The 12980-nt window shown below is 68.1% G+C and carries 13 protein-coding genes; 4 read left to right on the forward strand and 9 right to left on the reverse strand.

Annotated features, from left to right (window positions below; genetic code table 11):
* Both AC3IS2_RS07960 and AC3IS2_RS07965 read left to right on the forward strand, forming a co-directional pair.
* Entirely contained in the window at positions 1-237 is a 237-nt protein-coding gene (locus AC3IS2_RS07960; RefSeq protein ID WP_489197058.1) for a ribbon-helix-helix domain-containing protein, read from the forward strand.
* Positions 234-953 (forward strand): SIMPL domain-containing protein, encoded by a 720-nt coding sequence (locus AC3IS2_RS07965; RefSeq protein ID WP_489197060.1) that lies wholly within the window; start codon positions 234-236, stop codon positions 951-953. The genes AC3IS2_RS07960 and AC3IS2_RS07965 overlap by 4 nt, the downstream gene beginning before the upstream one ends.
* 159 nt (positions 954-1112) lie before the next feature.
* Here AC3IS2_RS07965 and AC3IS2_RS07970 read toward each other — a convergent pair whose 3' ends face one another.
* Both AC3IS2_RS07970 and AC3IS2_RS07975 read right to left on the reverse strand, forming a co-directional pair.
* Positions 1113-1454 (reverse strand): DUF488 domain-containing protein, encoded by a 342-nt coding sequence (locus AC3IS2_RS07970; RefSeq protein WP_489197061.1) that lies wholly within the window; start codon positions 1452-1454, stop codon positions 1113-1115.
* 19 nt (positions 1455-1473) lie between these two features.
* Positions 1474-1800 carry a hypothetical protein gene (locus AC3IS2_RS07975; RefSeq protein ID WP_489197063.1) on the reverse strand — a complete coding sequence of 109 codons (327 nt, stop codon included), beginning with the start codon at positions 1798-1800 and terminating at the stop codon, positions 1474-1476.
* Between the two features lie 147 nt (positions 1801-1947).
* On the opposite strand from AC3IS2_RS07975, the gene AC3IS2_RS07980 reads away from it, so the two are divergent.
* Positions 1948-4302 carry an ATP-dependent helicase gene (locus AC3IS2_RS07980; RefSeq protein WP_489197064.1) on the forward strand — a complete coding sequence of 785 codons (2355 nt, stop codon included), beginning with the start codon at positions 1948-1950 and terminating at the stop codon, positions 4300-4302.
* Here the strand turns inward: AC3IS2_RS07980 and AC3IS2_RS07985 are convergent.
* Positions 4299-5456, reverse strand: coding sequence for a low temperature requirement protein A (locus AC3IS2_RS07985; protein WP_489197065.1), 1158 nt, complete (start codon positions 5454-5456; stop codon positions 4299-4301). The two genes, AC3IS2_RS07980 and AC3IS2_RS07985, sit on opposite strands and share 4 nt — an antisense overlap.
* Before the next feature lie 156 nt (positions 5457-5612).
* Here AC3IS2_RS07985 and parE point away from each other — a divergent pair, with 156 nt between their 5' ends.
* A complete protein-coding gene (gene parE / locus AC3IS2_RS07990; RefSeq protein ID WP_489197066.1) occupies positions 5613-7706 on the forward strand; it encodes a DNA topoisomerase IV subunit B in 2094 nt (697 codons plus the stop codon).
* Positions 7707-7848: 142 nt separating this feature from the next.
* Here the strand turns inward: parE and AC3IS2_RS07995 are convergent, their stop codons facing one another.
* From AC3IS2_RS07995 to AC3IS2_RS08020, 6 genes are all read right to left on the reverse strand, one after another.
* Positions 7849-8280 (reverse strand): J domain-containing protein, encoded by a 432-nt coding sequence (locus AC3IS2_RS07995; protein WP_489197067.1) that lies wholly within the window; start codon positions 8278-8280, stop codon positions 7849-7851.
* A gap of 7 nt (positions 8281-8287) precedes the next feature.
* The gene (locus AC3IS2_RS08000) at positions 8288-9136 is read right to left on the reverse strand and encodes a division plane positioning ATPase MipZ (protein WP_489197068.1); all 849 of its coding nucleotides are present in this window, start codon (positions 9134-9136) and stop codon (positions 8288-8290) included.
* Between the two features lie 96 nt (positions 9137-9232).
* Entirely contained in the window at positions 9233-9874 is a 642-nt protein-coding gene (locus AC3IS2_RS08005; protein ID WP_489197069.1) for an SPOR domain-containing protein, read from the reverse strand.
* 70 nt (positions 9875-9944) lie between these two features.
* On the reverse strand, positions 9945-10706 hold the full coding sequence (locus AC3IS2_RS08010) for a chorismate mutase (RefSeq protein WP_489197071.1): 762 nt from the start codon (positions 10704-10706) through the stop codon (positions 9945-9947).
* A gap of 284 nt (positions 10707-10990) precedes the next feature.
* Entirely contained in the window at positions 10991-11563 is a 573-nt protein-coding gene (locus AC3IS2_RS08015; protein WP_489197072.1) for a prephenate dehydratase domain-containing protein, read from the reverse strand.
* Positions 11560-12930: a class II 3-deoxy-7-phosphoheptulonate synthase gene (locus tag AC3IS2_RS08020; protein WP_489197073.1), complete on the reverse strand. Its 1371-nt coding sequence runs from the start codon at positions 12928-12930 to the stop codon at positions 11560-11562. Before AC3IS2_RS08020 ends, AC3IS2_RS08015 begins: the two co-directional genes overlap by 4 nt.
* Between the last annotated feature and the right edge of the window lie 50 nt (positions 12931-12980).

Raw genomic sequence — 12980 nt, forward strand, 5'->3', positions numbered from 1 at the left:
GTGAGCAGCCTCGCCAAGCGTTCCGTCCTCCTGTCCGGCCACGCCACCTCGGTGGCGCTGGAGCCGGAGTTCTGGGCCGTGCTGGACGCCATCGGGGCTGAACTGAACCTCGGCCGCGCCGCTCTGTTGATCCGTATTGACGCCTGGCGCGGCCGTCGCCCCCTCGCCTCGGCCTGCCGCGTTCTGGCTCTGCAATGGGCCAGCGGCGACCACAGCTTCGCAGGAGAAGACGCATGACCACCGACAGCCGCCTGATCCCCGCCGCCGTCATCGGTGGTCTGCTCGCCGTCGGCCTGATCGGCGGCGGCGCCCTGATCGGTCAGGGCGTCGTCAACGCCCGCGCCGGCGACCGTTCCGTCACCGTGCGCGGCCTGGCGGAAAAGGATGTGAAGGCCGATCTGGCCGTCCTGCCGATCCGTTTCACCGCCTCGGGCGAGGTCCTGTCCGAGGTTCAGGCCCGCATCGACGGCGACCTGGCCATCGTGCGCCAATTCCTCAAGGCTCAGGGCTATCCCGACGCCTCGGTCGATCTGGGCCAACTCGGCGTCGCCGACACCCGCTCGCGCGAATACGCCAGCCAGACCGGCGGCCCCCGCTTCATCCTGAACCAGACCGTCATCGTGCGGACCAACGACGTGGACCGGGTCCAGACCACCACCCGCAACCTCAACGATCTGGTGCGTCAGGGCGTGGTGCTGCAGGACTTCCAGGGGCCGTCCTACATCTTCACCAAGCTGAACGACGTCCGCCCCGCCATGATCGCCGAAGCCACCGCCGCCGCCCGCACCGGCGCCGTCCAGTTCGCCAAGGACTCCGGCGCGCCGCTGGGCCCGATCAAGTCGGCGGGTCAGGGGTCGTTCGAAATCCTGCCCCGCGACGGCTTCGGCGACGAGGCCACCTCCCTGAACAAGAAGGTCCGCGTCGTCACCACGATCAGCTACCGGCTGAAGTAAGCCCAACCCAAACCCCGCTCATCCCGGCGAAGGCCGGGATCCAGATTGTAGGGCGCGTCGCGAACATCCTCTGGCGCAATCCGGCCTCTGATAGCCAACCTTAGCGTTCGGCATCTGGATCCCGGCCTTCGCCGGGATGAGCGAGTTGGGGTGGGCAGATCACCTCTCAAACAGATACGCCGCCAGCACCACCGCGTCGTTGTGCGCCTCGTCCTTCGCGCCATAGACCAGCGTCGTCTTGCCCGCGTGGATCACATCCCTCAGTTGCCCCACCACCTCGCCGTTGGCGTCCAGTTCGGCGCGATAGCGAAGCTGGAACTCTTCCCATCGCTCTGGATCATGCCCGAACCACCGGCGCAGCGCCGTGCTGGGCGCGATCTCCTTCAGCCACAGGTCGATGGCCGCCTCCTCCTTGCTAACGCCGCGCGGCCACAAGCGATCGACCAAAACCCGCTGACCGTCCTCCGGCGCGGCGGGTTCATAGGCGCGCTTGAGCGCCACAGGGCCACGCCCCACCTTGCTAGGCCCGAGGCTCGGCGGTCGGCGTCTTCACGGTCGGCGGCTCGGCCGGGCTCGGCACGTCAGGCAGGACCGGGCGGTCGGGTAGACGCGGCGCCTCCGGCAGCTTGGGCGCGGGAATGTTGATGTCCAGATTGACCTCCGGCGCCTCGGGCACAGCCGGACGCCCGCCCGAATAGAGAAGCCAGCCGATCACGGCGACGGCCACGACCAGCCCGCCGACGAGGAAGGCCAGAAGCCCGCCGCCGCCCTTTCGCTCAGGGCCGGTCGTATTGATCGTCGTCTGATGCACGACGCGTTCAGGCGGCGGGATATTGGGGTCCGTCATTTGGCGCTCCTCGTCGCTCCCCTGAGGTCCAGAGAACGAGGGTCAGGCTTGGCGGTTCCCGTCGGCCATTTTCCATCGGGGCCTGACTTTGGCCGCTGTGCTGCTTATGTTCTCCCCCGAATCCGCCTTGCGTGAGCCGCTTATCCTGTGACCGACCTGCCCGCCCCCCGCATATCCGACCTCGCGCGCGCCCAGTCGCCCGACGGCGCCGCTGGCGTTCGCGACTACCTGTCCGGCCTGAACCCCGAACAGAGGCTGGCGGTCGAGACGACCGAAGGTCCGGTTCTGGTCCTGGCCGGCGCCGGCACTGGCAAGACCCGCGTCCTGACCACGCGCCTGGCCCACATCCTGGCCACCGGCCGCGCCAAGCCGTGGGAACTGCTGGTCGTCACCTTCACCAACAAGGCCGCGCGCGAGATGCGCGAGCGGATCACCCACCTGATCGGCCCCTCGGCCGAGGGCCTGCGCTGGCTCGGCACCTTCCACTCGGTCGCGGCCCAGATCCTGCGCCGCCACTCGGAACTGGTCGGACTGAAGTCCAGCTTCACCATCCTCGACACCGACGATCAGGAACGGCTGCTGAAGCAGCTGCTGGAAGCCGCCAACATCGACACCAAGAAGCACACGCCCAAGTCGCTGGCCCACCTGATCGACCACTGGAAGAACCGCGGCTGGACGCCCGAGAAGCTGCCCCCGGGCGAGGACTTCGCCAACGGTAAGGGCCACGCCCTCTACGCCGCCTATCAGAAGCGGCTGGCCACGCTGAACGCCTGCGACTTCGGCGACCTGCTGCTGCACAACCTCACCATCCTGTCGAAACATGCTGATCTGGCTGATGAATATCGACGCCGGTTCCGCTACATCCTGGTGGACGAGTATCAGGACACCAACGTCGCCCAGTACCTGTGGCTGCGCCTGCTGACCTCCTCGACCGGCAACGTCTGCTGCGTCGGCGACGACGACCAGTCGATCTACGGCTGGCGCGGGGCCGAGGTGGACAACATCCTGCGCTTCGAGCGCGACTTCCCCGGCGCCAGGATCGTCAAGCTGGAGCGCAACTACCGCTCGACCAGGCACATCCTCGGCGCCGCCTCGGCCCTGATCGCGACCAATCAGGACCGTCTGGGCAAGACCCTGTGGACCGAGGACGACAGCGGCGACAAGGTGCGCGTGCGCGGCGTCTGGGACGGCGAGGCCGAGGCCCGTCTGATCGCCGACGAGATCGAGACCGCCCGCAAGCAGGGCATGAAATACCGGGACATGGCCGTCCTGGTCCGCGCCTCCTTCCAGATGCGGGCGTTCGAAGAACGCTTCGTCATGCTGGCCGTCCCCTATCAGGTCATCGGCGGACCCCGCTTCTTCGAGCGCGCCGAAATCCGCGACGCCCACGCCTACCTGCGCCTGATCCAGTCCGAGGACGACGACCTGGCCTTCGAGCGCATCGTCAACACGCCCAAGCGCGGCATCGGCGACACCAGCGTCCAGAAGATCCTGCATATCGCGCGCGAGAACGGCGTCTCGGCCATGCAGGCGGTCCGCCACCTGCTGACCACAGACGAACTTCAGGCCCGCACCCGCACACCCCTGGCCAATTTCGTGCGCGACCTCGACCGCTGGCGCGATCTGGCCACCATGGGCACGCCCCACTGGCAGGTGACGGAAACCCTGCTGGACGAGAGCGGCTACACCGAGATGCAGAAGGCCGACCGCACCAGCGGCCAGACGCGCCTGGACAACCTCAAGGAACTGACCCAGGCCATGCAGGCCTTCGAGACGCTGCAAGGCTATCTGGAGCACGTCTCCCTGGTCATGGACCTCGACCGGGCCGCGCCCGAGTCCGAGAGCGGGGCAGTGCAGATCATGACCCTGCACGGCGCCAAGGGGCTGGAGTTCCCGCTGGTCTTCCTGCCCGGCTGGGAGGAAGGCGTCTTCCCCAGCCAGCGCAGCATTGACGAAAAGGGCGTGAAGGGCCTCGAGGAGGAACGCCGCCTCGCCTACGTCGGCGTCACCCGCGCCAAGCAGGACGCGCGCATCAGCTTCGCCGCCAACCGTCTGGTCTATGGCCGCTGGACCTCGCAACTGCCCAGCCGCTTCGTCGACGAACTGCCCCTCGCCCACGTCGATCCGCAGTCGGACACCGGCTACTACAGCGGCGGCGGCTCGGCCGGCATGAAGGAAACCAAGAGCCGCTGGGACGACGCCCCCTCCTTCGGCGCCGGCTATTCCAGCCCCGGCTGGAAACGCGCCCAGAGCTTCACCTCCAGCCCGCCTTCGCGCTCAGCTTCGGGTTCGACACCCGCCCGCAAGGCCATCATCGAGGGCCAAAGCCGCCCGGTGACGCCGCCGAAATCCAGCAGCGACTGGTCACGCGGCGACCGCGTCTTCCACCAGAAGTTCGGCTATGGCGCCGTGCGCGCGGTCGAGGGCAACAAGCTGGTCGTCGCCTTCGACAAGGCCGGCGAGAAGAAGGTCATCGACAGCTTCGTGGAGAAGGCCTCCTAGGCCTTCTTTCCTCGGCCCGCGACGGACTCCCAGATCGCCGTCAGCACCAGGATCGCTGTTGACGTCATCGTCAGCGCCAGCGGCGACAGCACCTGCCCGAAGATCAGCGCCGCGCCCAGGGCCGCGGCTCCGGCGAAGCGCGGCCAGGCCGCCTTGCCCCAGATGCTGTAGATCGACAGCGCCGTCCCCAGCAGGAACAACAACGGCCCGCCGATCAGCACGGCCGTGTTCGCCACGCCCGCTACGCCCAGCGGATGCGCCAGAGCCAGTTCGTCGCCGACCGCCGTCACCACGATCCCCGCCACCACGATGATGGGGCAATAGGTATAGGTCCGCCGGGCGATCGCGCCGGGATCGTCCGCATGGCTGATGGTCTCCGACGCCGCCTCATGCGCCTCGTTGAAGAACAGCCACCACATGGTGATGGTGGTGATCAGGGCCGACACGAAGACGGCGACGACCGGCGGCGTCCACGCCAGTTCGGCGAAGGTCGCCCCGGTGATGATGATCGACTCGCCCAGGCAGATGATGGTGAACAGACCGACCCGTTCGGCCAGATGCGCGCCCTCGACGTCCCAGTCCATGGTGCTGGATCGGCCCAGCCCCGGCACGAAGAAGGCCAGCAGCGGCCCCGTGAACTCCAACGCCAGAGCCATCAGCCAGATCAGCAGCCGCGTCTGCCCCTCGACCAGCCCGCCCCCGATCCAGAACACGGCGCCCAGCAGGGCCCAGACCGAGATCCGCTGGAAGTTGGCCTTCTGAGACGGAGATCCGCGTACGGCCCACAGGGTGAACAGGCTGCGTCCCACCTGAATGGAGGCGAAGGCGCAGGCGAACACCAGCCCCTTGTCGCCGAACGCCTCGGGCAACGAGGTCGACATGATCAGGCCGGCGGCCATCAGGGCGAACAGCATCAGCCGCACCGGCCCCCGCTCGGGGTCCAGCCAGTTGGTGATCCAGCTGGTGTCGATCCACACCCACCACACCGCCGCCAGCAGGATCGCCGCCTCCAGCGAGCCCAGCGGCGTCAGGTGCGCCAGCAGCAGGTGGCTGACCTGGGTGATGGCGAAGACGAAAACCAGATCGAAGAACAACTCGACGAAGCCGACCCTGGCGTGTTCCCCCGACCGTCGGACGCGCATCAGACTAGTCATGGCCCCGCTCCATCCTCCCAATTCGATCGAGCTTGCGTCCCTCGATCCGGCGCGTCCAGCCATTCAGTGGATAACGGGCGCCAAAGGCCGCAAGGCTTGCTCGGATGCGGCGCGGAGCCTACCAGTCCGGTCCCCGAATCATCGCAGACTGCGTAGATGGCCGACCTGTTCTCCACCCTCGACGACGCTGAACCGACCCAACCGAGCGCGCCTGAAAAAGCGCCCGCGCTTGCGCCTGCCCCGGTCGCCGCCCCCGCACCTGTCACGCACGAGCCCAAGGTCGAGCTGGCCAGCCACGCCAGCACCGCAACGGCGGCCGCCACCGGCTACTCCGCCTCCTCGATCGAAGTGCTGGAAGGGCTGGAGCCCGTCCGCAAGCGCCCCGGCATGTATATCGGCGGCACCGACGAGCGCGCCCTGCACCACCTGTTCGCCGAAGTCCTCGACAACGCGATGGACGAGGCCGTGGCCCGCCACGCCAAGCTGATCACCGTCGATCTGGACGCCGACGGCTTCCTGTCGGTCCGCGACGACGGCCGCGGCATCCCCGTCGACCCCCACCCCAAGCACCCCGGCAAGTCGGCGCTGGAAGTCGTCATGACCGTGCTGCACTCGGGCGGCAAGTTCTCGGGCAAGGCCTATGAGACCTCGGGCGGCCTGCACGGCGTCGGCGTCTCGGTGGTCAACGCCCTGTCGGACCATCTGAACGTCACGGTCTGGCGCGACGGCTTCGAATGGCGCCAGTCCTTCAGCCGCGGCCTGGTCCAGGGCCCCATCCAGCAGATCGGCCCCTCGAAGAAGAAGGGCACCCTGATCCGCTTCCATCCGGACGAGCAGATCTTCGGCGTCGGCGCGGCCTTCAAGCCCGCGCGCCTGTACCGCATGGCCCGCGCCAAGGCCTATCTGTTCCGCGGCGTCGAGATCAAATGGACCTGCGCGGCGGAACGGATCACCGACGCCACGCCGACCGAGGCCACCCTGCACTTCCCCGGCGGTCTGGCCGACGCCCTGGCCGAGCGCGTGGGCGAGCTGGAAACCGTCACCCCCGTCTTCGCCGGCCGCGCTGAGCGCAAGGGCGAGGCGGGCGCGCTGGAATGGGCCGTCACCTGGTCGCCCATCGGCTTCGGCGACGCCGACAGCTTCATCGGCTCCTACTGCAACACCGTCTCGACCCCTGACGGCGGCACGCACGAGGCCGGATTCCGCTCCGCCCTGGTCAAGGGCCTGAAATCCTATGGCGAGCTGATCAACGAGAAACGCGCCGCCCAGATCACGGCCGAGGACGTCATCGCCAACGCCGGTGCCCTGATCTCGGTCTTCATCCGCAACCCGGAATTCCAGGGCCAGACCAAGGACCGCCTGTCCTCGCCCGAGGGCCAGCGCCTGACGGAACAGTTGCTGCGCGACCCCTTCGACCACTGGCTGACCGAAAGCCCGAAACAGGCCAACGCCCTGCTCGGCTTCGTCATCGACCGCGCCGAGGACCGCCTGCGCCGCCGCAAGGACAAGGAAGTCCAGCGCGCCGCCGCCACCCGCAAGCTGCGCCTGCCGGGCAAGCTGTCGGACTGCAGCCGCCAGGCCGCCGAGGGCACTGAACTGTTCATCGTCGAGGGCGACTCGGCCGGCGGCTCGGCCAAGCAGGCGCGCGACCGCACCACCCAGGCCATCCTGCCCCTGCGCGGCAAGATCCTGAACGTCGCCTCGGCCACGGCGGACAAGCTGCGCGCCAACATCGAACTGTCGGACCTGGCCCTGGCGCTCGGCGTCCAGCCGGGCAATCGCTTCAATATCGAAGACCTGCGCTACGAGCGTATCGTCATCATGACCGATGCTGATGTCGACGGCGCCCACATCGCGGCCCTGCTGATCACCTTCTTCTACCGCTCCATGCCCGAGACCATCCGTCAGGGTCGCCTCTTCATGGCCCTGCCGCCGCTCTATCGGATTTCGGCCGGTCCTCTGTCGGAATACGCCCGCGACGACGCCCACCGCGACGAACTGCTGGCCACCGTCTTCAAGGGCAAGAAGGTCGAGATCGGCCGCTTCAAGGGCCTGGGCGAGATGATGGCCTCCCAACTGAAGGAGACCACCATGGATCCGAAGAAGCGGACCCTGGCGCGCGTCTCCCTGCCCGAGAGCGAGGAAGAGATCGAGGATCTGGTCGAACGCCTGATGGGCCGCAAGGCCGAGGCCCGGTACCAGTTCATCCAGGACAACGCCCGCTTCGCCGTGGCGGATCTGGACGTTTAACTCAAAATCCGCTCATCCCCGCGGAGGCGGGGACCCAGTAAGAGCCTCACGCGCTGCGCTCGGAAAAGCGCCCTTTGATTTCAGCAAAGGGCCTGCAGCCAAAGCACTGGGTCCCCGCCTCCGCGGGGATGAGCGGTGTTAGCTAGGTCTTTTTCAGCAGCCGATCCCGGGCGGCGTTGACGCGCGCGGCCAGCCCTTCCGTCCCGCCCTGATCGGGATGGGCGCGCGCCATCAGGCGGCGCCAGGCGGATTGGATGGCTTCGGGCGTCGCATCGACGGACACCCCCAGAATGGCCCGCGCTTCGGCCTCCGACAGGCGTTCAGCAACCGGCGCGCGCGGCGCCGCCGGACGAACCCGCGACTGAACCGCCAGCCACAGCCCTGCGCCGGCCATGCCGATCGCCGCCAGCCAGACCCCACGCGAGGCGGCCAGAACCGCCCCCGCGAACAGGGCTGTGCTGAGGATGGTCGCGGAGATGCGCCAGTGGCCGCGCCGCGCGCGCTCGGTCTGACGGCCCAACCGGACCAGCGCCCAGACCGCCACGGCGGCCAGCGCCAGCCAGATCAGGCCCATGCGAGGATCAGGCCGCCGCCGCGTCCAACGGGGCCAATGAACCGCCCTGGGCGTCGTCCAGCCCAAGCGACTGCATCAGATTGCGCAGTTCCTGACGCGCCGCGACGTGGGCCAGCGACACCGACACCGGGCGGATGTCGTTCGACAGGTCCGCGACCGTCAGGCCAAACGGGAACAGCTCGCGATAGATGACCCGATCGCGCAGACCCGGCCCGACGCGGAAGCCGACGCGCTTGGCCAGCTTCAGCATCTTTTCTTCCAGACGGCGACGGTTGCGAGCCTCGGCCACGGCCAGACGGTTGGTGACGACGATCCAGTCGATCGTCACCTGACGCCCCTCGGTGATGGCGCGGTGCTTGCGCGCCTCCCAGACGCTCTCGGAATAGATGGAGGGCTTCTTCAGATCCAGCGTCACCGGATCGACCTCGCCCAGCAGGTCGAAATCGACGAAGCTGTCGTTCATCGGCGTGACGATCTGGTCGGCGCGGCCGTGCGCGGCACGCGACAGGGCGGTGTCGCCGCCGGGCGTGTCGATCAGGATGATGTCGGCGAGCCCTTGCGCCTCGGCGTAGGCGGCGTCGAACCGGGCCAACTGCTCAGCCTCGTCGGCCTTGGCCAGAGCCTTGCCGTCGCCCATGTCGGGCACGATCGGCAGGGGCAGGACATGGCCGTTGGCCGCGGCCCAGGCGGCGCGGTTCGAGAAGAAGCGCTCCATCGACCGCTGGCGCAGGTCCAGATCGATGATGGCGACCTTCTTGCCCGCGTGCAGCAGGCCTGTGACGATGTGAATGGCCAGGGTGGACTTGCCCGCCCCGCCCTTTTCATTGCCGATGACGATGACCTGAGGCTGCGCCATTTTGGGTTCCGTTGTTTCGACGGTCGCGACTCATGCGTTCGCGGCCCGCCCCTAGTCCCCTAGATCGGGCCACGGGCGTCAGTCGTCAACGAAACCTTAAGCCGCGCCTGTGGACGACGCGGTCGCTGCGGCCCGGACGCACCACGGATCGGACGCCGCCGCCCGCTCGCAAAGGGCCGCCGCTTGAGCCGAACCGGCGCGAACCTTCAACCGAACCAGACGCCGCTCGTTGACCTCGACCGGCTCGAAAACCGGGTTCAGGCCGGCCGTCACGCCATGGCCCAGTCGATCCCACGCCGCCTGGGCCGAGGCCTGGCTGGCATAGGCGCCGAGCTGGATCAGGGCGCCAGACGACGGCGCGGCGACCGCAACACGCCGAAGCGGCTGGGCCTCGGCGCGCTGCGCAGCCTGCTCCACGGCCGGCGCCTCTGGATCATGAAACACCGGCGGCATGGCCGGCAGGACGGCGGCGGCCTTGCTCGTCAACCCGTCGCGGGCGTCCCACAGCTGATGCGGCGTCAGAAGCTCGACCTTCAGCGGCCGCAGCCCCGCCGCCTCGGCGTTGCGCGGCCCGGCGGATTCACGCCCGGGCTCGGCCTTGGCCGACACCGGAATGGCCACGATCCGATCCGCCATGCTCTCGAACCGATGCGGATCTGCCTCCGTCACGCCGCAGCCGGCCAGCAGCGCCGCAAGGGCGCCGACCGGCACGAACCGCAGGATGACGGAGGCGTTCATGACGCCACAGTGGACGCCGCTCTTTGAGACAGGGTTGAGGAACAGGCTTAACGCCCGTTCACTCATTCATTCAGCCGATGGCGCCGACGCAGCCTTCCACGTCGCCGGGCGCCACGTCGGCATCGGTCAGGGCCAGGGTCCAGCCGTGGTTGGTGTTCAGGCCCCAGCGGCGCGCGCCAGAGCCGTCGCCGGCGTCGCCGCCGACCGTCACCACCACGCGGCGGCCCGTCGGCAGGGCCGGCGGATCAATCTTGCCCACGGCCAGCGAGGTCGGCGTCTCGCCGCCGTAGCCGTCGAAGACGCTCAGCATCGACCATTCGCGACGCAGACCCATCCACCAGGCGTCATCCGTGTTGATCGACAGGACCGAGACGCCACGGCCTTCGGCCGCATGGGCCAGCGCGGCCTGCGGGTCGCGGACCAGCTTGATGTCGGCGGCGGCGCCGAAGCGAAGACGGGCGCCGTCCACGGCCTTGGCCGGGTCGATGGGGGCCCAGACGTGGACCTGCAGCCGGCCCTGACGGGCCAGACCCCAGCCGACGATCTCGCGCCACAGGTGCTCGACCGCCTCGCGGTTCTCGGGTTCGCACTGCTTCAGGACGCGGGCCTGAACGGCCTGTTCGCGGTCGGGGCGCAGCTTGGTGTGGGGGCCGCTCGGCGCGTCCTTGGCCTTGCCGACCTGGGCGGCGACGGCCAGACGGCGCTCAAACAGTTCAAGGATCTGGTCGTCCAGGCTGTCGATCTCGGCGCGCAGGGCGGCCAGCGCCTTCTGCTCGGGCGACAGTTCAGCTTGGTCGGCGGGCCAGACTTGCTGGAGATTGGAATTGGGCATGGGATTGGGCTTTCAGCATTCGAATTTCGATAGGGGGATGCGTGTGATCGCGTCGCCGCTCTGGGTCAGAGCGGTCGCCGGTGAGACAGTCAGAGTTTGAAGAAACTCGACGCCTCAGCCGGCGTATCGAAAGCCGTAATAGCCGTAGCCAAAATAGAATCCGGCCACCGCGCGCGTGGTGGTTTCAAGGGTCAGTTGTGCGCGCAGCGAGGACATTGGTCCGGTCCGGTTTCAGGATCAGGGTCGATCCGATCCTCTCTTAAGCGCGCAAACTCTATGCGCGGTCAAGCCCCAGGGGCGCTAAGCAGGACAAATCGCGTCCGATTGTCGCTGAAATCCTGCAGATCGTTGCGCAGAACCGTCAGTCCATAGACCTCGGCCGCACGCGCGGGCGCCACGGCGGCGCGGGTCACGTCCTCTGCTTCGGCCACAGCGGCGGCGGCTCCGCCGGTATCGAAGACCTCGACCGGCGTGATCTTCATCTCGCCCAGAGCCTTGGAGCATTGCTGCAGGGCGACCGGGTGGCTCTCAGCCGTCCTGATGTCCGAAATCCGGGCGTCGGGCAGGCCCAGCAAGGCCAGCCGAATGGGCCGCCAGGCTTCGCTCACCACCGTCAGACCGGCCTCGCGCACCAGGCTGGCGGCAGGTTCGACCGTGCCGATGGTCGAATTCTCGACCGGGATCAGCGCGAACTGACAGTCGCCGGACAGCACGGCCTCGATGGCCCCCTGGAAGGTCTCGAATCCAACCGCATCGTCCCAGGGACGCAGGTCGAGGCAGGCTTCATGGCTGAAGGCGCCGGGCGCGCCTTGATAGGCGACGCAGCCCGACCCTTCATTTTCGACTGTCGAGGTCACGCGGCCTCGGCGCGCGCCTGGCGGCCGACCTTGAGGCGTTCCGCCACCAGGAAGGCCAGCTCCAGCGCCTGATCCGCATTCAGGCGCGGATCGCAGTGGGTGTGATAGCGGCTCGACAGATCGTCTTCCGTCACCGCCTGGGCGCCGCCCAGGCACTCGGTGACGTTCTGGCCGGTCATCTCCAGGTGGACGCCGCCGGGGTGAACGCCCTCGGATTCCGCCACGTCGATGAAGCTGCGGACCTCGCCCATGACGCGGTCGAACGGCCGGGTCTTGTAGCCGTTGGCCGCCTTCAGGGTGTTGCCGTGCATCGGGTCGATCGACCAGATGACGCGCTTGCCCTCGGCCTTCACCGCCCGCATCAGGGCTGGCAGACGATCGCCGATCTTGTCGTGGCCGAAGCGGCCGATCAGGGTCAGACGGCCCGGAATGTTGTTCGGGTTCAGGGCGTCGATCAGCGGCAGGATGTCCTCCGCCGTCATGGTCGGCCCGCACTTGACGCCGATCGGGTTCGAGATGCCGCGCATGAACTCGATGTGCGCGCCGTCCAGCTGACGGGTCCGCTCGCCGATCCACAGCATATGGGCCGAGGTGTCGAACCATTCGCCGGTCGAACCTTCGAGGCGCGTCAGGGCGCTCTCGACATTCAGCAGCAGGGCTTCGTGGCTGGTGAAGACCTCGACGCGCGACAGGTCGGGATGCGTCTCGGGCGTGACGCCGACCGCCTCCATGAAGGCCAGGGCCTCGGTGATCTTGTCGGCCAGCTCGCGATAGGCCGCGCCTGCGCCGTTGTCGGCGAAGCCCAGGGTCCAGCGGTGGATGTTGTACAGGTCGGCATAGCCGCCGCCGGCGAAGGCGCGCAGCAGGTTCAGCGTCGAGGCCGACTGGTTATAGGCTTTCAGCAGACGCTGCGGATCGGGCACGCGCTCTTCCGGCGTGAAGCCCATGCCGTTGATGATGTCGCCGCGATAGGACGGCAGCTCGACGCCGCCGATCTCTTCGACTGCCGACGAGCGCGGCTTGGCGAACTGACCGGCGATGCGGCCGACCTTCACCACCGGCTTGCGGCCGGCGAAGGTCAGGACCACCGCCATCTGCAGGATCAGGCGGAAGGTGTCCCGGATGTTGTCGGTCGAGAACTCCTTGAAGCTCTCGGCGCAGTCGCCGCCCTGAAGCAGGAAGGCGTTGCCCGCCTCCACCTGCGCGAGATGCTGGGTCAGTTTGCGGGCCTCGCCGGCAAACACCAGGGGCGGCATGGCCCGCAGCTCGTCTTCGACACGCGCCAGTTCGGCCATGTCAGGATAGTCCGTCGGCATATGGACGACGGGCTTGTTTCTCCAGGATTCAGGGGTCCAGCGCTTACTCATGCCGCCTAGATAACCCTCCAGGCCGCTCGGAACAACAAATGTTGCGCCGC

It is taken from the genome of Brevundimonas sp. KH_025, assembly GCF_057839885.1.